27 protein-coding genes are annotated in these 15857 nt (G+C 55.5%); 16 read left to right on the top strand and 11 right to left on the bottom strand.

What is annotated here, in order from left to right:
- Positions 1-45 precede the first annotated feature (45 nt).
- From JQ848_RS10300 to JQ848_RS10250, 11 genes are all read right to left on the bottom strand, one after another.
- Entirely contained in the window at positions 46-309 is a 264-nt protein-coding gene (locus JQ848_RS10300; protein WP_202210609.1) for a hypothetical protein, read from the bottom strand.
- A gap of 677 nt (positions 310-986) precedes the next feature.
- A complete protein-coding gene (locus JQ848_RS10295; RefSeq protein WP_202210608.1) occupies positions 987-1355 on the bottom strand; it encodes a hypothetical protein in 369 nt (122 codons plus the stop codon).
- A gap of 176 nt (positions 1356-1531) precedes the next feature.
- Entirely contained in the window at positions 1532-2113 is a 582-nt protein-coding gene (locus JQ848_RS10290; protein WP_202210607.1) for a hypothetical protein, read from the bottom strand.
- On the bottom strand, positions 2110-2712 hold the full coding sequence (locus JQ848_RS10285) for a recombination protein NinG (protein ID WP_202210606.1): 603 nt from the start codon (positions 2710-2712) through the stop codon (positions 2110-2112). Before JQ848_RS10285 ends, JQ848_RS10290 begins: the two co-directional genes overlap by 4 nt.
- Complete coding sequence (locus tag JQ848_RS10280; protein ID WP_202210605.1) at positions 2709-2981, bottom strand: hypothetical protein; 273 nt, start codon at positions 2979-2981, stop codon at positions 2709-2711. Before JQ848_RS10280 ends, JQ848_RS10285 begins: the two co-directional genes overlap by 4 nt.
- Positions 2978-3448 (bottom strand): hypothetical protein, encoded by a 471-nt coding sequence (locus tag JQ848_RS10275; RefSeq protein WP_202210604.1) that lies wholly within the window; start codon positions 3446-3448, stop codon positions 2978-2980. Before JQ848_RS10275 ends, JQ848_RS10280 begins: the two co-directional genes overlap by 4 nt.
- A gap of 24 nt (positions 3449-3472) precedes the next feature.
- Positions 3473-3688 carry a TraR/DksA C4-type zinc finger protein gene (locus tag JQ848_RS10270; RefSeq protein WP_202210603.1) on the bottom strand — a complete coding sequence of 72 codons (216 nt, stop codon included), beginning with the start codon at positions 3686-3688 and terminating at the stop codon, positions 3473-3475.
- The gene (locus JQ848_RS10265) at positions 3688-4431 is read right to left on the bottom strand and encodes a replication protein P (protein WP_202210602.1); all 744 of its coding nucleotides are present in this window, start codon (positions 4429-4431) and stop codon (positions 3688-3690) included. Before JQ848_RS10265 ends, JQ848_RS10270 begins: the two co-directional genes overlap by 1 nt.
- A complete protein-coding gene (locus tag JQ848_RS10260) occupies positions 4428-5282 on the bottom strand; it encodes a replication protein (protein WP_202210601.1) in 855 nt (284 codons plus the stop codon). Before JQ848_RS10260 ends, JQ848_RS10265 begins: the two co-directional genes overlap by 4 nt.
- Positions 5283-5544: 262 nt before the next feature.
- Positions 5545-5823: a hypothetical protein gene (locus JQ848_RS10255; RefSeq protein WP_202210600.1), complete on the bottom strand. Its 279-nt coding sequence runs from the start codon at positions 5821-5823 to the stop codon at positions 5545-5547.
- A gap of 21 nt (positions 5824-5844) precedes the next feature.
- Complete coding sequence (locus tag JQ848_RS10250; protein WP_202210599.1) at positions 5845-6270, bottom strand: phage regulatory CII family protein; 426 nt, start codon at positions 6268-6270, stop codon at positions 5845-5847.
- Between the two features lie 413 nt (positions 6271-6683).
- Between JQ848_RS10250 and JQ848_RS10245 the strand changes: the two genes are divergently transcribed.
- From JQ848_RS10245 to JQ848_RS10175, 16 genes are all read left to right on the top strand, one after another.
- Positions 6684-7439 carry a LexA family transcriptional regulator gene (locus tag JQ848_RS10245; RefSeq protein ID WP_202211278.1) on the top strand — a complete coding sequence of 252 codons (756 nt, stop codon included), beginning with the start codon at positions 6684-6686 and terminating at the stop codon, positions 7437-7439.
- A gap of 12 nt (positions 7440-7451) precedes the next feature.
- On the top strand, positions 7452-7667 hold the full coding sequence (locus tag JQ848_RS10240) for a hypothetical protein (RefSeq protein WP_202210598.1): 216 nt from the start codon (positions 7452-7454) through the stop codon (positions 7665-7667).
- Positions 7668-7676: 9 nt separating this feature from the next.
- Positions 7677-7904, top strand: a complete 228-nt coding sequence (locus tag JQ848_RS10235) for a hypothetical protein (RefSeq protein WP_202210597.1) — start codon at positions 7677-7679, stop codon at positions 7902-7904.
- Positions 7905-7959: 55 nt separating this feature from the next.
- Positions 7960-8505: a DUF4410 domain-containing protein gene (locus JQ848_RS10230; RefSeq protein ID WP_202210596.1), complete on the top strand. Its 546-nt coding sequence runs from the start codon at positions 7960-7962 to the stop codon at positions 8503-8505.
- Between the two features lie 33 nt (positions 8506-8538).
- On the top strand, positions 8539-8775 hold the full coding sequence (locus tag JQ848_RS22720) for a hypothetical protein (protein WP_235972447.1): 237 nt from the start codon (positions 8539-8541) through the stop codon (positions 8773-8775).
- Between the two features lie 44 nt (positions 8776-8819).
- Positions 8820-9335: a DUF6978 family protein gene (locus JQ848_RS10225; RefSeq protein WP_202210595.1), complete on the top strand. Its 516-nt coding sequence runs from the start codon at positions 8820-8822 to the stop codon at positions 9333-9335.
- Entirely contained in the window at positions 9335-10111 is a 777-nt protein-coding gene (locus JQ848_RS10220; protein ID WP_169872379.1) for a DUF1828 domain-containing protein, read from the top strand. The genes JQ848_RS10225 and JQ848_RS10220 overlap by 1 nt, the downstream gene beginning before the upstream one ends.
- Before the next feature lie 187 nt (positions 10112-10298).
- Positions 10299-10802, top strand: coding sequence for a hypothetical protein (locus JQ848_RS22885; protein ID WP_328821550.1), 504 nt, complete (start codon positions 10299-10301; stop codon positions 10800-10802).
- Positions 10803-11154: 352 nt separating this feature from the next.
- Positions 11155-11502, top strand: coding sequence for a hypothetical protein (locus JQ848_RS10210; RefSeq protein ID WP_202210594.1), 348 nt, complete (start codon positions 11155-11157; stop codon positions 11500-11502).
- Positions 11503-11569: 67 nt separating this feature from the next.
- A complete protein-coding gene (locus JQ848_RS10205) occupies positions 11570-11776 on the top strand; it encodes a hypothetical protein (RefSeq protein WP_202210593.1) in 207 nt (68 codons plus the stop codon).
- Positions 11777-11998: 222 nt separating this feature from the next.
- The gene (locus JQ848_RS10200; RefSeq protein WP_202210592.1) at positions 11999-12358 is read left to right on the top strand and encodes a hypothetical protein; all 360 of its coding nucleotides are present in this window, start codon (positions 11999-12001) and stop codon (positions 12356-12358) included.
- A 193-nt stretch (positions 12359-12551) separates the two neighbouring features.
- Positions 12552-13142: an Lcl C-terminal domain-containing protein gene (locus JQ848_RS10195; protein WP_235972445.1), complete on the top strand. Its 591-nt coding sequence runs from the start codon at positions 12552-12554 to the stop codon at positions 13140-13142.
- Positions 13143-13348: 206 nt separating this feature from the next.
- The gene (locus tag JQ848_RS10190; protein ID WP_202210590.1) at positions 13349-13594 is read left to right on the top strand and encodes a hypothetical protein; all 246 of its coding nucleotides are present in this window, start codon (positions 13349-13351) and stop codon (positions 13592-13594) included.
- A gap of 5 nt (positions 13595-13599) precedes the next feature.
- A complete protein-coding gene (locus JQ848_RS10185) occupies positions 13600-14046 on the top strand; it encodes a hypothetical protein (protein WP_202210589.1) in 447 nt (148 codons plus the stop codon).
- 163 nt (positions 14047-14209) lie between these two features.
- On the top strand, positions 14210-14710 hold the full coding sequence (locus JQ848_RS10180) for an HNH endonuclease signature motif containing protein (protein ID WP_202210588.1): 501 nt from the start codon (positions 14210-14212) through the stop codon (positions 14708-14710).
- A 39-nt stretch (positions 14711-14749) separates the two neighbouring features.
- A complete protein-coding gene (locus tag JQ848_RS10175) occupies positions 14750-15853 on the top strand; it encodes a hypothetical protein (protein WP_202210587.1) in 1104 nt (367 codons plus the stop codon).
- Positions 15854-15857 lie beyond the last annotated feature (4 nt).

Below are 15857 nucleotides of genomic sequence, written 5' to 3'. Positions count from 1 at the left end.
GTTTGGTAAATCTATCGAATCGCCTCTATGAGGCGTTATGCACTGTCAATCTGATGCGCACGCCTTGGCGATCAATTCACGCAGCCGGGAATCCTTAGGCTCAAACACGTCGAGGAGCCCGATCGCCTTTAGAGCGGGTAGAGATTCAATAATCTCCCGCTCAGCTGTCTGCTGATCATCCATACTGGCCGCCGAATCGCCCCAAGTTCGCACGTTTGCCAGAAAGGCACCAACCGTACCCTTGCGTACGGTTAAACCTTCAAAGGTGGCTTCGTTTGTGTCGTCGGCAAGAAGGTCTTCGGCGCGCATATCAATCTCCGCAGTTGGGCTTGAAGTCACTTCTCCGCCTTCCGGCGAAGGAGTCATCCTGTCAACAGCTTATCAATTCCGCATCTGAATTCAAATGGAACGCGTGTCTTGCCACGCCGTCCACCAAAGACCATCACTGCGTCGACGCCCAATTGCATCGATCTTGCGGATCCAGTCTCGCCCACCCTACAAGCGTGTGAGGTCAGGGTGCGCGGGCTGCCGGTGTCCAGACGTCCCGATGGCTGCTCTAGCCGCAGTGGAACGGTTTTCTTTGGGCAATAAAAACCCGGCGCATATGTCCGGGTTATTCAAAGGCACTGCTCATTATCGATCGATACGTACCTTGTACTGCGAGTCTTCGACCATGACGCATACAAGCGAAGGACTAAACACTTTGCTCAAGCCTAGAGTCAGATTCTCGCAAAGAGACTGAGCCTGGTCAGGAGTGTCATCGTCGAGCGGGAATGAGACCTCAAAAGGAAAATTGCTGAGAGGAGTCTCCGCGAACTCCGTTCTCGCCATTTTTTCCATCGAGGCAATCATTTTGGTGATTATTTCTTGCGTTCCTTGCGTTCCCGTATCCATGGGGCCTCCAATTGTGAAGCTCAAGGATGGCCCAGCAGGCTTTAAAACGCAAAACCCGGCGCTATGGCCGGGTTTCAATGTTCTGGTTTCTCTTACTGAGAAATCTGTCGGCTGTTGCGCCAGTAAAGGTACGCGAGACCAACGGGTGCTACGAAAATTGCCAATGACCAGCACATGGCCATAGTGAACACTTTAACCATCAGCATCAGGATGGCATTCACAAAAAACACGTTGTTTCCCATGATGTAGCCAACGACGCTTTCATAAACGAATCGCGAATACGGGTAAAGAATCGTACACACGATCGACATAAAAACCACACCCGATTTGCCTGTGAAGCCGGTAGGGCTGCTCGACATAAGCGAGAGGATCAAAGCTGCGAATATAGCTCCGAAAATAAACTGACGGACATAGTAGCTAGTTGTAAGACCGCCAAAGGTCTTCAAAAGAAACGAGTGCATAAATTCCCTTTAAGGTGTTGATTCCAGTGATCTTTAACGATATCACACCACTGGCACCTCAAAAAGAACAACTCAGAAAAAGCAAAAACCCGACGCAGAGGCCGGGCTTCTTTGAGTAAGTTGCCAAAGGCAAAATACTAACTATGGCGAAATGATGCCGTCAGCCGGGCGGGAAGTCAAGCGGCCTCTTTCATCTGGTAAATAACCCCGCCAATTGGACTCAAGGCCTTAGCATCAATGTCATAGCAAGCATCGAAGCACAACTGCACAAAAGGCTCCCAATCTCGCCCCCAGCGATCCGAGATCAGTCCAATATCGTACTCAGCCTTAAGCCACGCCCGGAATACTTCAGGCTTGCTCATTGGATCAGGATTCGCCGATTGCCCACCCTGATGCATGTACCGATATCGGCGGAATACCCCCTTGGCCACATACTCAGCACGCTCCCGCTTACTGGCCGTCATTCGCTCCACGCGCGAGCAAGCCAAATTGAACACGGCCTCCTCTGCATCCTCCACATCATCGGCGCATGGCTCGGCGGCATACATGGCATTGCCGAATGCGCGGAGCTGGAAGTGCAGGCGCGCAATTGCTGACTGGATCTGCCCGGCCAAGGCCCCGTGCACAGCGTGATTAGCTGTAGGCCCGCGCTGAGTGCCCTGCACGACCACGCCTAACTCAGCGGCATCAGAGGCCTGGCCCGGGGCCGGGTTGTAATTGCAGTCATGCCAAGCCTGACGTGCCGAGTCAATTCTCATGCTGCTGCCCTCTTCAGTTCTCTGGTCTTTGCCCGGTAGTCAGCCTTGATGGCCTTGATCTCTTCTACGGTGTACTTGCGGGCCGGGTGAGGCCCTTCCAGCCAATCCACCTTTTCAGCGCCGATGCGAAGCACCAGGCGGATGCGGTACTCAACGGTGTTACCCGAAAGGTTGCGATTGCACTTCACGCACTGGCGGTGGATGTTCAGCGGCTCAAAACGCAGTTCTGGACAGGCACCTACGGATCGATAATGGCCAGCATCCCAGCGGCTGCCGGTCATAAGGTCGTGATCGTTGGGCAACGAATCGCAGCTGATGCATGCCAGGTGTGCGTCACGCAGCCTGATGAACTCGTTTACCGCGGCTTGAGCCTCACGCAGATGATCCGCCCTGCTCTTCAGCTTCTCCTTGCGAACCTTGATCTCTCGCCGCTCAACTTGAGCCAGCGACTTGCGAGCCTTCTGCAGGTTCACGTCCTTGGTGGCCAACGCACAGGCTGGGCTGCACACTGCCTGCCCGAGGCGCTGCGGAACGAACTTGATCGAGCACACGGGGTTGCGGCATGTCTTCGGCTTGGGCTGCTTGGCGGCCAATATCATTGCGGGCACTCCTGCCGGTCAGTGCATATGGTTCGGTAGTGCCCGAAGCACTCAGGCGACTGCCATGCTGTTGGCGTATGGAAGTCCATCTGGTGCTTCTTGGAGCAAGGGTTGTAGTCGGCAGGGACTTCGCTTTTCTCGCTCCAGGTGCGGAAGTTCAAGCATTCCTCGCACCATCTGGCGGGCTGCCGGTTGCTCTTATTGCTGTTGCGTCGACGAACAATTTCTTCGAGCAACTCATCGTCGGTAAAGCAGTCGAGAAGGCTCACGCAGCCTCCTTGCTCAGCAAGTCCGCGAACACCACACCCTTGGCCGTGAACTCCGCATCAATACGATCGGTGTACGCCACGCCCTGAGCACGATTGAACAGGCGAGTTACCGGAAAACCATCAGGACCGAAAAGTGCGTTCCCGCCCATGAGGTCCAACTTCTCCTCGTATGACAGGTGGCGCATGGTCCGGTACCAGGCTGCGCGGAAGTCTTCGTCCTCATTCAGCAGGATCTGCACACCGAAATGCAGCTTGCAGTACCGCCGGGCATCTTCCACGTCGCCGACTTGGGTCATCTGGGCAATGCGCTGGTACAGAGCAAACCACAGGGCGTTCTGGTCAAGCGTTCGATCCTTACCCGGGCGCAGGGAGACCACCACGAACTTCTTGTCGCGGTACATGGCGGTAAGGCAGGTGATGGCTTCTGAGAGCTTGGCTTGGCAGTTCACGCTGATTTTATCAGTCATTGCTTCACCCTCAACTCGGAATGATCAACCACGTCTCACCCCCGAAGCTGCGAGTTCCGCCCGGTCTCCACACTCTTTGCAAATTTTCACACCCGGCACCGCAGCACGGCGCCCTTCTGAAATCACTTCGCCACACTCGCACTCATGAGCACTTTCGCCGCGGTAAACCACGCGAGCAGCTAGGGCTGAGGCCAGTTCTTTTTCAATTCGCTCGTCTGCAAAATCGACGTCATCAGCCATTAGAAATTCTCCTTGCTGCGCTGTGGTTCGCGCTTGATGTTCAGTCGCGCCAGCAATTGGGCGCGTGCGGCCCCGCCAGCAGTTGGGATGCCTTGGACTTCCAGAAGCTTGGCCTGCCGGAGATTGGCGTACTCCTCAGCTCGCTCCAGCTCGGTCTTCTGGCTGTCGTGACCAATCCCCGTAAGGATCTTGCCGTCGAGCGGCTGATTGGCCTGGGCGCGGCGAAGAACGATTTCGTAGTTGCGTTCGAAACGAGCACGCATCGCCTTGTCTTCCTGCTTGGCTGCCCGCAGATCAAAAAGCCCTGTCGCATTGGCTGCAATTCGCACCGCTTCGTGGCTGGCGGTGCCCATTAGGGCTTCCAGCCATGCGTCAGCCGCTGCAGGCATGCCGTAGGCCTCCGGGCCGGGTGTGCACCACTGGATGAACTGGCCGATGCTTGGCGCGAACGGTGATCCGCTTTTGCGGCATTGCTTGATACCGAACTCAACCTGGTGGATGTCGCAGATGCCAGCGTCCATGAAGCCCTTGGTCCAACTGCGCTGTGCAGAGCCGAGCGCCTTCTCGTCTGGCCATGCCGTTTTCCAAGCCGGGAAAATCGCCTTGAGCTGGCGGAAAATCTTCTCGACCACTTCTGCGGTCTGGTTGTCGACACTGCCAAGCTGCACGGGGGCCGGCACAGACCCTTGACCAGCCCTCACAGCGCTTGCGGCTGCTGGCATGACTGACTTGACGATTCTCATAGCTCGTCGCTCATGTCGGTGCGCCATGCCTGACTGTAGAAGTCAGGGCCAGCAGATGCGGTGGTTGGGGCTCGATCAGACTGAGCCAAGCGGTTAACAATCCAGCTGACCTTGAACCCCTGCCAGCCAGCAGCCAGCGCCTCAGTCATCGCGTCAGAGGCGGTGATGCCCAGCTCGACGCACTTGCTCAGCTCAGCGTTCAACGATCCCCATACGGTCTGGCTGACGGCGGCGCGCTTGGTTTTGCGGAGGGCCAGCCAGTCCACAAGCAGTTGATCAGGGATCTGGTGTGGGTTGTCGGCCAGCATCTGGACCATGCCGAACGGTGGCTTGCGGGCTGGCTTGCCTTCCACGACAGCAGGAGATTCAGCTGGGGGCGGATTAATCTCTTTCGAAGAAAGAGTTAATAGGGGGTTTTTCTTTGTATAAAGAAGGCAAGTTGCCGTTTTGGTCTCACTCGCATCAGGTCTCAGTGAGACGATATTGTCTGAGTGAGACGTTTTGGTCTCAGTGAGACGCTGTGCTTTTTCTTCGTAGAAAGACCATTCGCGAATGGGTGAAATGCCGATATCGCCACGGCTTCCGCCAATCCGGTAGATGATCCGGCGCTCGAGCAGATGACTGATCGCTTTCGAGGTCACGTCGCGGCGCATGTTGGTGAACTTGCCGATCTCGTCAGCGGTCAGGCGTTTGGTTTCGAGTTGATAGCCGATGGTCTGCCTGGCAATGGCCATGAGAACGCGCAGTTCGCGCGCTGGCAGGTCAACCGTAGCCAAAGCCTCCATGAGGCTATTGTCCATTCGGGTGAACCCCCTGCTGCTATTGAGCTGGACGATGTTGTCAGAGGTCATTGCGAGATCCCCTGGAAACGAAATTTAAAGCGCGACACGTTTTCAGTTTCGGTAAAACGTGTCGCGACACGTGAAGGGGTATTGACGGGGATCGCCTGTGGATTCATTATTGCCTCGCAGATTTAGCAATGAGCCGACCTCGACCGTCGGCTTTTTTGTGCCTGAAATTCAGGCGTTATAGGTGTCCGGCGCATCCGTGGTAGCTTCAGGCTTCCACACGAAAAGGCCTCGGAGGCCGGACATGACAATCATTGATGACCAGCTATTCCAGGTGAGCTGCGGAAAGTGCGGCCACCAGTACTCGAAATCGGTCGGTGACGTGAAGCGAGACGGACATTTCACTTGTCCCGCTTGCAGCGACCAATCTGAACTCGATGAGGCCGGGAGAGAGCAAATCGCCGCTGCTGAAAAACAGATGCTTGGCATCAAGGAAAGCTTCGAGGCTGCGGGCCGAGATCTTTTCAAGGGTGGCAAATAAACCATCCAGCTCTTCGGAGTCGGACTTGTTAGCTATCTCAACTTTCAGTTCGGCTTCACTCATAATCTTTCTCCGGGCTGAAGTTCAGGCGGCCTTCAGCGATTCGCGCAGCACACGCAGCGCATCAATCACTTCTTGAATGATTCGGTCGCCATGCACTTTCTCGCCTCGGCTAACAAAGCTGTCTGCAAGCGCATCGACGATAAAACGTGCAACATCTCCGTACTCGGCCGATACCGCGCTGAGCGACACAATGAGTGCTTTCGGGCTGGGCCTCTTGCGCGCAACCAGGTCGAAGCCGAAGCGATCTGCCCAAGCCACCAACGGTCGAAAATCCCGAGTGAAAGCCATAATCCGATCCAGCTCAGCCACGTTCATGTTGTGGCTGTCGTAGTCAGGATTGGCTTTCTGAGCCAGCAGCGTGCGTGACGTAAAGCTGGCGCCCTCCGCAATCTTTTTGGTGCCGTGCTCATCGACTACGTCGTAGATGGCTTGCATCAATGTCTGCATGTAACACCTCGAAAATTGTTACGTGGCGCCACTGCCAAGGAGTGGGCGAAAATTTGGCCCGCAGCGCGACTGAGGGGTGGGTTAGGCGGCGGATTTTTGGGATTTGCTTGGATGGGCTTCGACCAACAGCCAGTCAGCCTCAAATGGCTTTCCTTTTGCGGTAGCGAGATCAGCTATTCGCTTCGCGTAGTCAGTCTCTCCGGTGTATTCGGTACGAGGCAGAGACTCTGCTGAGAGCCACTTGTAAACGGCGCGAGGACTTACCTGACAGGCCGCAGCGACATCAGGTACGCCACCAGCGTCATCGATTGATTTCTTGAGCGGCCGCATAAGGCCTCCAGATTAATTATGAACTTGCAGTACATATTATGTCGGAACTGAAAGTACATGCAAGTGCATGCGATATTGAACCTATGGTTCAGATAGAAGAGTTACGCACGGCCTTTGTTGGCCGACTCAAGCAGGCGCTTGACGCCAAAGGCATCCCTCAGTGGGGAGCAGGCGCTCGCCTGGCGAAAATCACGAGCGTTACCCCCAAAGCAGTAAGTAAGTGGCTAAACGGTGAATCGATCCCTGGCGCCGCAAAGATGCTGACCTTGGCCAATGCTCTGGATGTAAAGGTTGAGTGGCTGCAGCACGGATCAGGCCAAGGCCCTGGGGGCGATGCGCCTCCAGATCCAGAACAGGCACCGCATGCTGGGTCTCGGGCAATCCCTAAGCAGACAGAGAAAGATGACTGGGATGATTACGCCTTCGTTGACAAGTACACCGCAAAAGCGGCTGCGGGAACTGGCTATGACAACGCGCACGTAGTGCTTCGCAATACCCTCGCCTTCAAGCGCGACTGGCTTAGAGCTAAAAGGGCCAACCCAAAGAACCTGAAAGTGATTTACGCCGATGGCGAAAGCATGTGGCCAACGATCAGTAATCACGACGTACTGCTGGTAGATAGCTCCAAGGTCGATCCAGTAGACGGCGGCATCTTTGTATTAGAAAGCACCACTGACGGAACGATAGTTAAGCGCCTGGTCCTGACCACTTCGGGTGAGTGGATATTGCGTAGCGACAACGCAGATAAGGGTGAGTACCCGGATCGATCCTTTCTACACAGCGAATCGAACGAACACCGAATCCTTGGCCGAGTCATCTGGCGCGGCGGCGACCTTTAGGAGCCCTCCCCCATGCCTCTCACCAAGCCTAGCCAAGAGATACGTGCCCGGCTCATAAAGCTAGGCGTTGAACTAGAGCAAGCGGCAGATGAAGCGCTAAGCCTGGCGCATAAATACCAGGGCGCAGAATTGATAGAGACCTTGAAGATGATCACCAAGCTCTACGAGAACATTGAGCGGCTTAAGGTGATCTCAGAGGATCTGAAGTCGAGAGACTTAAGCGATTAGGGTGGATTCGTGACATTAACCAAGCACAACCAAGCGCTGCGCCGCGAGCTCATCGATTTAGGGCTTGATCTTGAGCAGACGGCCAGCGAAGTACTCAGAATCACCAAGGACTGCCGAGATGTCGAGGTAGCGGCGGTCCTTAAGCTGATTGCGAAGCTGTATGAAGATGCGGACCGGGTTGCGGCACTAGCGGATGAGGTGAAGGCCGGGGTCATCACCAGGGCGAAGGCTGAGTGATCTATATTGGTGCCCCCTTTAGGTTTGTCTTAATTCTTGTGAATAAGGAAATTCAATGAACAGCAGTAAAATCTTACTTGCCCTGCCCTGCGCTCTGGCCATTTCAATGCTGGGCGGATGCGCTGCCTCTGTGAAAAGCGGCGGCACTGAAACACTGACAATTCAAGACTCAGCCAAACAAAACTTGGTCGTTAACCTTCAAGGGAACAGTAAAGTTCAACAGAATGAAGACTGGCCACGCCTGAAGCGCGAGTGGAGCGAAGCTTTGCAAGCTGAAGCTAACCAGGCGGGATATCGCTTGTCCGAGACTCAAGCTTCAAGCCCGAGCGGACAAGACGGTGTTGGCATCAAGGTCAACGTGACCAACTTTCGATACCTAACACCAGGCTCTCGCTATGGCGCCGGAGTGATGGTGGGCAATGCATGGATCAACTCGAGCGCAGACTTTACGGACTTGAAATCGGGTCAATTGATCGGCACTCGAACCTACGATACATCTTCTTCTGCCTGGGAGGGCGCTATGTCGGCCATGACTCAAGAACAGGTTGAGGCTATTGCGAAGCAAATCATCAGTGACATCAAAAGCGCCAAGGTTCAGTGATCTAACGCTCCAAAAAATTGAAGGTAGACACGCATGCCCCTCAGCCAGCCCAACCAAAACCTAAAGCGCGACCTGCAGGGGATCGCCTCAGACCTGAAGTGGTCCGCCGTAGAGTTGAAGAGGATCGCTGAGCGACTGAGCCAATCAGGGAATGACCTGGATGCACAAGCCGTGCTGAGGATGTGCACCGTGTTTCAGGCTGGGGAGGATCGGCTGGTGGGGTATGCTGATGAGGTGAAGGCGGGAAGGATTGTGCGGGCGCAGCCTTAGAAAAATGGCGCTGAAACGCCTTAATGAAAAATTACGGAGCATTGATGGGCGACATCATTCTTACGGACGAGCAGATAGAGCGCCTACTTGGCACACCGAAAACGGCGATTTCATCAAATGCGCGTTGGAAGACGCAAAGAGGATCGCGGCAGCGTAACTACGATCTTAAGTCGCAAGATGGCAAGCTGCTTTTCTCCCTCTACCTTCGTCAGAACGAGCGCCTGAAGGAGTCCTTCTCCTGTGGCCTTCTTTATCTGCACGCCGGCGGTGAAAAAGTGACCTTGGCGCGCTACAACGGTAGCGACCATCCTCATTACAATCCGCTCGACGGCACCCGCTCCGACAATCATTGCCACATTCATCGAGCGACCGAGCGATACATGGCTGCTGGTCGGAAGTCAGAGCACTTTGCCGAGAGTACAGATCGCTATTCAGATCTTGATGGCGCACTGAGAGCGATAATCGACGACTGTAAGATTACCGGAATACGCCTCGCCAATCAGACAGATCACGACGATAATGAAGAAGTAAGTGACGATCAGTTGGACCTAGACCTGTGATGAACATCGACCAACAAGCTCTCGAAAAGCAACTGTGCAACACGTTTTGCCAAGACGTGAGAGTCACTGTGGGCGATAGTTATGCTCGGGTAAACCTACCCATGACAGGCCGTGATGGCGATGGATTCACCGCATATTTGAAGCCTATCTCTGCCGGATGGAGAATCTCCGACATGGGCACCACAATGATGCGCCTTAGCTACGAAAACGACCTATCCAAGCTGTTTACTGGAGCGCGCGGAAAGCTGTTTGAGACCATCCTCAAGGAAGGCGGTCTTGCGGAGGATGACGGCGAGTTGTACCTGGAGGTGTCGAGCGATGCCATCCCTCGCGGTCTGTTCACGCTCGGACAGGGTATCACCCGGGTAGAAGATATAGGCCTATGGACGCGCAGCCGAATAGAGTCGACCTTCTATGAGGACCTCGCCTCTGTTATCGAATCTATATTGCCTCCAGAGCAGATTGAGCGGGGTTATGTCGTTCCGGGCGTGCCAAATGGCGATTCATACCCCGTTGACTACCATATCCACGCGCCACGTCGGCCGCTTTACCTGTTTGGGGTGAACACCAAAGAGAAGGCGATGCTCACCACTATCATTCTGCAACACCTGCAGGCGGCCAGAAAAGACTTCGATTCGATGGTCATATGCTCGAACATTGACGACATTCCAAAATTGGATAGGCGTCGATTGATCAACGCAGCTAACGATGTGGTTGCCAACATCCAAGATACAGACGCTATCCGGATGAAGGTTGAACATCGCGTAAGAGCTTGAGTGCAAGCCCGGCCCAGCGCCGGGCTTCTTGTTTCTGCCCCCTTGCAATCCCCCTCCCCCCACCTAGACTCCAAACGCCGAGATTGAGACTCCACTGTCTCGGCGCTTGTCCGCGTACTGCTTACCCCGGCAGTGCGCGGGCTTTTTTGTGTCTGCTACGCTTTCCTCATCATCCAGAGGACGCACTATGACCGCCCTTCCCGACGACCCGACACCAGCCCTACTCAGCCGTTTGAACCAAAACATCAACGCTCTGGGCTCTGCTATCGAAGAAATAGGAATCTGGATCGACCAAAGGGGCTCCGCAGAAACATCGCATCGAATCAACGAGCACATTGAGACTCTTTCAGACAACAGCGACGCCATTGCCGAGCTGCTAGTCGATCTAATAGCTCGATGGACACCAGGGGATATTCAGCTTGTCGCCGTGTCTGATCGTTCGCGCTACAGAGAGTGCCACCATACTTACTGGTTGGTAGATGGTGCGCCAGACCCATATCTTGAGATGACCTACTCCGAAATCAGCGGTGGCTCGTCATCTATTGAGCGATTCTCCAAGAGAGTTGACCGCCAGAATCTAGAGCGCCTTGCAGCCGCAAAACTGATTGAATTTCAGGTTTGCGGGGTGGAGGGATCTGTTTCCACCCAGGATATGGATGGCTTAAGACAAGTTTTAGCTGTAACAAAATAACGGAACACATAACCACTGAGGCCCGCCACTGAGCGGGCTTTTTTGTGGCCCAACAAAAAATATGTACTTTCGGTACTTGACCGAATATGAACTACTGGTTCATATTGAGCCCATCGCAGCAACACACCGCAGCGACAGGGATCAGGTATCCCGACACACGACTGGTGAAGCCGCCAGATAGCCCGGGATCAGTGAAGTGATCTCCCAGCCCCGAGAGGGACCGACTGGAACCAATAGTTCTTTAACAGATGATTCATGCCAGTGACCGACGCCAGTAGCGGGTCACGGCGGAAAGCATCACTGAGCAGCCTTCTCGCGAGGGCTGCTTGGGATGACAACCGAGGAATAGGCCATGGCTAAAGGAGTGGTGATCAAGTACGAGTGCGATGCGTGCAACGTGCTGCACGATGATGAGGATGGGGCTCGCGAGTGCTGCATGCCTGGCGTCATTGAAAGGTTCTTCTGCCCTATTTGTGACGAATCGCACGACGAAGAGGGTGACGCTCAAAAGTGCATTTTGAGCCACGCAGAAATTGAGTCTTCGGACGATGAGCATTGCCCGAACTGCCTGCGCCCTGCCGCCACGGCTCAATTCAGAATTGAGATAGCTGTTGCCAGGCACTGCAGTACGTGTAACCCGATCTATTCACCAGAGCAGAACCTTCAAATCAAGTACGCGCTTGAGCCAAAGGATTTGTGAGCGCACCCACAGATTTACTGATGCCGCTTCTATGAGGCGGCATTGGAAATCAACGGAGGGCACTGAAATGGCTCAGTTCAACATTGATAACAACAGAACGCTCAACAAGCGCGTTGAGTGGTTGGCGATCCCGGACGACGGAGAGTGCGCTGACGATGTTCTCGGCAAGGTAAAGCAGGCGGCAATCGACAAGTTCGGCGCCTGCGTCTACTTCAACCACTGGGAGCGCATCGTGGCGAGCAATGGCCACGTCACGGTGCGCATGGAGGCATGACGGACCTTTTCACTGATGCCCATCCAGCGCGGTGAGCATTGGGAAAACAACCGAGGAGCTCCCTATGGGATGGCTACCAATCACCTGCATCAGCATTGTCATTGTGCTTCTGGTTTGTGTGGCTGTTCTGGTGTGGGCTTTTGGACGGCATGTGGAAGCGTGTGAGGAGTGAGATTTCACTGGCTGGCCATGGTGGCAGGGCCCAATTAAGAGGTGCTTGATATGCCGAAGCGGGCCTATGAGTGCGGCTCCTGCAACGAAGTTCATGAGCTCCATCATGAGGCGGAGCGTTGCTGTCAGCCGGACATAAACGATGTGTGGCTCTGCGACATTTGCGAAGAGTCGCACGACGAGAAGGAGGACGCCGAGAAATGCTGTATTGGGAAGGTGAAGGCACGCGGCGTTGAAACCGTTCGCTGCCCTTCCTGCTTCCGCGATCAGGAGCTGGTCCGGTACGCCGTCGAGATTGAGGTTGCTGGTCACTGCTCCGAATGTAATCCGCACTTTTCGATAGACGACACATTCAAGATTGGTGACCTAGTGGATCAGCAAATTGCTGAGAACCTGGAGCGCTCAATGTGACAACCAGCGCCACGACAGCCTGTCGTTAACTGCCCGATCCCTCGCAAGAGGCTGTATCGGAGAGCTTCTGCGCAATGTCCTCTGCATGTCCGAGCAAACATAACCGGCGTGGCAACCGGAAGCCGCAACTGGGCAGCAAGAGAAAGCGACAGAAGCTCTACCGATACAGCATCCAACCCCCACCATGCAAGCGATGACAACCTACACCCGCGGCGATCTGATGATCAGTAGCCCTAATGAAACCCTGGTCCTGAAGCTCGCAACACTGGCAGTTGGCGCAGCTCCTGCACCAGCCGCTGCCAACGAAACCCCGGCAATCGGTACGTTCTGGGCTGGCCAAGGCGGCGTATATGCCGGCGTGATGCGCGGCGATGACGGCCAGCCTGACTACCACCTGATAGTTCCGACTGACGCAGCAGTATTGCGCAAGAAGCTGGCCTATGGCGGATACGAAGTTGACGAGCAAGAAGCTTCTAGCCGCCGTGACGGGCTTGCAAACACCTTGCACTTGGTTGAGGGTTCGGGCGAAAGCCACCCAGCAGCTCAGTGGTGTGAAGAGCTTGTTATTGATGGCCACAGCGACCTTTATCTACCAGCCATCAGCGAGCTTGCACTCTGCATGGCTAACGTTCCGGAGCTCTTTGAGAAAGAGTGGCACTGGAGCAGCACGCAGCGCTCCGCCAACTACGCATTCAGCATGAGCTTCGCTGGTGGCAGTCAGGACGGCAACGACAAGTACGGCGAGCTCCGTGTCCGTCCCGTCCGCAGATTGATAATTCAGTAATTCATTAATTGCTCTTCTTTGCAGGTGATTCCCGGGGCTGCACCGATCGCAGTCACGCCAGAAGCATCCGAGGCAGCGCTCGGCGCCTGCACCCTTCCCCTTAAACTATAAAGACCGCATTAGCAGGTGCCAGTCCAGTCTCACGGCTGGGTTTGGTCGCCCGTGCCTGGCATCTGGCTAATGCGGTTTTCGCCCTGGAGGCGACCATGAACCAAAGTAACCGCGCTTACTGCGATGTAGCGCTCGCCATGCATCAGCGCCGCAATATGTCCGTCGCGCTTCACCTCGGACTGGTCGGCTCCACCCCTCCTAAGAACGCCCCGCGTTACCGGGTAATCCCAGTGAGCGGCGAGTTCTTCCACATCGTCGATTCTCGCACCAACAAGGTGAAGGGCTTTCGCCGCGACCATAACGCCGCCTGCACCTTCGCACGCAAACTTGAGCAGGAGTAGCTGCCATGCCTGACTTTCTCGATACCGTTGAAGGCCCTGACTGGCTTCACGATGCAATCAACACTCTGATTTGCGGCTATAACGTTACGGCGCCTCGCCCTTATGGCAAGTCGGTTGCCCTGGTTACACCGCAGTCTCTGTATGAAGCGCTGGCTGAGTATCTTGGCGCGCAGGAGAACATTGCCCCTCTGTTGACTGACAATCGCGAATACCCCATCGAGCAGATGATCTGCGAGGTCGTTGCCGGCGGGCGCTCTGAGTATGGAAAGGCCTATGACTTGGCCTGTATGGCGCTGGGCGCACCCAAGGCGAAGCATCATCCGACAGCCCTGCACGATGTAGCTGATGCTTTGATTCGGCCTTGGGCGAACGATTACGGCCAGGCCCGTGCCGAAGAGATCGCGGCAGACGCAGCGGCTGATCGATTCGAACGCCGAGAGCACGCGGCATGACATCTGATCAACGTGAACGCCGCTTCGCGCTCTGGCGGGGCTCATTCCCTGCCCTCGCCGTCTTTACCGTCCTGATGTTGCTCAGCGCTTTCGCCGACAGCCTCACCTCCTGACTTTCAACTTCAAGCGCTGCGCACGTCGCGGCATCGGACCGGTATCGCCCATGGAAATCACGCAGGCTCGGTTGAAAGAGCTTTTTACCTATGATCCTGAAACCGGTCACTTCACACGACGGATCAAGGTATCCAACCGGCATGCTGGAACAATCGCTGGCGGGATCAACAACTCCGGATATGTGATGTTGCGGATAGATGGTAAGCGGTGCATGGCTCACCGAGCCGCCTGGCTGTACATGACGGGCGAGTGGCCAGTGAGCGAGATTGACCACATCAATCGCAACGGCTTCGATAACCGATTCGCGAATCTCAGGGATGTAACTCATCTAGCCAACTTGCACAACCGCTCCAGCGGAAAGGCTGAGGCTGCGGAGCCCCATGTTTACTGGGATGGCCGTAAGGGTGGCAGATGGTGGGGCTGTTTCACTTTCTGCGGGAGAAGCCACTACACCGGCAGCTCCAGAGACAAAGCCACTGCTCAAAAAATGCTTCAGGACAAAGTCACCGCGTTTTATACCGCCCTCCCGCCAGGGTACACCCCTTCTTAATTCATTCATGCGGCCCGCACGGATCGCAGGAGCATAGCCATGTCCGCAGAACAGCAACTCATCACCATCGACGACATCAGCGACGACAACGCACCGGCCATTTACATCACCGGGGGCTTAGGCCAGTTTTTCGACGCGGTGAAGGCCGAAGTAACCGCCGAGGTTCCCGACCTGACTACCGTGAAAGGTCGCGCTCGCATTGCTTCCTTGGCCGCAACAGTGAGCAAGTCCAAAAAGGCAGTTGAAACACCCGGCCGCGATTACCTGAAGCGCCTCAAGGAAATGCCAAAAGTGGTCGAGGCAGAGCTGCGCGAGTTCGTCACCAAGATGGATAACCTGCGCGATGCCACCCGTAAGCCGCTGACAGACTGGGAGCAGGCTGAACTGGCCAGAACCGACAAGCACGTCGATGGCATTCAGGACATCAAGGACACGCTGGTTTTCGAGGGTACTCCTACAGCGTCCACCGTCACTCAGGTCATTGCAGCCCTTGAAATGGTGCCTATGGATGACAGCTGGGAAGAGTTCCTTGCCGAAGCCGCTCAGGTGAAGGACCAGACGCTGGCGAAACTGCGCTCCCTGCTTGCTGAGCGCACGCAGTATGAAGCTGAGCAGGCCGAGCTGCTGCGCCTGCGAGAAGAAAAGGAAGCCCGCGACAAGAAGGATCGTGATGAGCGGATCGCCCGTGAAGCCGCCGAACAAGCCACTCGCGAAGCTGAAGCCAAGGCTCAGCGCGAGCGTGACGCAGAGGCCAAACGCGTCCAGGACGAGCAAGCCGCCGCCGAGAAGCGCGAACAGGGACTAAGGCTTCAGACGGAACAAGCCGAGCGCCGAGCCGAACAGGCAAAGCGTGAGCGCATCGAAGCAGAGCAAAACGCAGAGCGCGAACGACTGGCGGGCATCGAGAGGCAGAAAGCAGCCGTCGAGCAGGCCCGCAAGAACGAGATCGCCAGACAGCACGCGGAAGCTGACGAAGAGCGCCGCCAAACTGCGGCCCGCGAAGCCAACAAAGTTCACCAGGCAAAGATCAACCGCGCCGCCTTGGAAGCCTTCATCACCGGCGGCATGACCGAAGAATGCGCAAAGCAGGCGATCACCCTGATTGCCCAGCGCAAGATTCCCGCCATTTCAATTTCGTACTGAGGTC

It is taken from the genome of Pseudomonas paraversuta (assembly GCF_904067025.1).
GTDB lineage: Bacteria > Pseudomonadota > Gammaproteobacteria > Pseudomonadales > Pseudomonadaceae > Aquipseudomonas > Aquipseudomonas paraversuta.
Note: the sequence above shows the minus strand (reverse complement) of the source record. Positions and strands in the feature narration are given on the sequence as shown.

Excerpts from the sequence above, each read along its gene's own strand:
- JQ848_RS22885 (WP_328821550.1), top strand. The coding sequence starts at position 10,299 with ATGACCGCCCTTCCCGACGACCCGACACCAGCCCTACTCAGCCGTTTG.
- JQ848_RS10200 (WP_202210592.1), top strand. The coding sequence starts at position 11,999 with ATGCCGAAGCGGGCCTATGAGTGCGGCTCCTGCAACGAAGTTCATGAG.
- JQ848_RS10190 (WP_202210590.1), top strand. The coding sequence starts at position 13,349 with ATGAACCAAAGTAACCGCGCTTACTGCGATGTAGCGCTCGCCATGCAT.
- JQ848_RS10245 (WP_202211278.1), top strand. The coding sequence starts at position 6,684 with ATGGTTCAGATAGAAGAGTTACGCACGGCCTTTGTTGGCCGACTCAAG.
- JQ848_RS10290 (WP_202210607.1), bottom strand. The coding sequence starts at position 2,113 with ATGAGAATTGACTCGGCACGTCAGGCTTGGCATGACTGCAATTACAAC.
- JQ848_RS10205 (WP_202210593.1), top strand. The coding sequence starts at position 11,570 with ATGGCTCAGTTCAACATTGATAACAACAGAACGCTCAACAAGCGCGTT.
- JQ848_RS10195 (WP_235972445.1), top strand. The coding sequence starts at position 12,552 with ATGACAACCTACACCCGCGGCGATCTGATGATCAGTAGCCCTAATGAA.
- JQ848_RS10260 (WP_202210601.1), bottom strand. The coding sequence starts at position 5,282 with ATGACCTCTGACAACATCGTCCAGCTCAATAGCAGCAGGGGGTTCACC.
- JQ848_RS10180 (WP_202210588.1), top strand. The coding sequence starts at position 14,210 with ATGGAAATCACGCAGGCTCGGTTGAAAGAGCTTTTTACCTATGATCCT.
- JQ848_RS10295 (WP_202210608.1), bottom strand. The coding sequence starts at position 1,355 with ATGCACTCGTTTCTTTTGAAGACCTTTGGCGGTCTTACAACTAGCTAC.
- JQ848_RS10255 (WP_202210600.1), bottom strand. The coding sequence starts at position 5,823 with ATGAGTGAAGCCGAACTGAAAGTTGAGATAGCTAACAAGTCCGACTCC.
- JQ848_RS10225 (WP_202210595.1), top strand. The coding sequence starts at position 8,820 with ATGGGCGACATCATTCTTACGGACGAGCAGATAGAGCGCCTACTTGGC.
- JQ848_RS10275 (WP_202210604.1), bottom strand. The coding sequence starts at position 3,448 with ATGACTGATAAAATCAGCGTGAACTGCCAAGCCAAGCTCTCAGAAGCC.
- JQ848_RS10175 (WP_202210587.1), top strand. The coding sequence starts at position 14,750 with ATGTCCGCAGAACAGCAACTCATCACCATCGACGACATCAGCGACGAC.
- JQ848_RS10265 (WP_202210602.1), bottom strand. The coding sequence starts at position 4,431 with ATGAGAATCGTCAAGTCAGTCATGCCAGCAGCCGCAAGCGCTGTGAGG.
- JQ848_RS10270 (WP_202210603.1), bottom strand. The coding sequence starts at position 3,688 with ATGGCTGATGACGTCGATTTTGCAGACGAGCGAATTGAAAAAGAACTG.
- JQ848_RS10300 (WP_202210609.1), bottom strand. The coding sequence starts at position 309 with ATGCGCGCCGAAGACCTTCTTGCCGACGACACAAACGAAGCCACCTTT.
- JQ848_RS10240 (WP_202210598.1), top strand. The coding sequence starts at position 7,452 with ATGCCTCTCACCAAGCCTAGCCAAGAGATACGTGCCCGGCTCATAAAG.
- JQ848_RS10220 (WP_169872379.1), top strand. The coding sequence starts at position 9,335 with ATGAACATCGACCAACAAGCTCTCGAAAAGCAACTGTGCAACACGTTT.
- JQ848_RS22720 (WP_235972447.1), top strand. The coding sequence starts at position 8,539 with ATGCCCCTCAGCCAGCCCAACCAAAACCTAAAGCGCGACCTGCAGGGG.
- JQ848_RS10210 (WP_202210594.1), top strand. The coding sequence starts at position 11,155 with ATGGCTAAAGGAGTGGTGATCAAGTACGAGTGCGATGCGTGCAACGTG.
- JQ848_RS10185 (WP_202210589.1), top strand. The coding sequence starts at position 13,600 with ATGCCTGACTTTCTCGATACCGTTGAAGGCCCTGACTGGCTTCACGAT.
- JQ848_RS10285 (WP_202210606.1), bottom strand. The coding sequence starts at position 2,712 with ATGATATTGGCCGCCAAGCAGCCCAAGCCGAAGACATGCCGCAACCCC.
- JQ848_RS10250 (WP_202210599.1), bottom strand. The coding sequence starts at position 6,270 with ATGCAGACATTGATGCAAGCCATCTACGACGTAGTCGATGAGCACGGC.
- JQ848_RS10230 (WP_202210596.1), top strand. The coding sequence starts at position 7,960 with ATGAACAGCAGTAAAATCTTACTTGCCCTGCCCTGCGCTCTGGCCATT.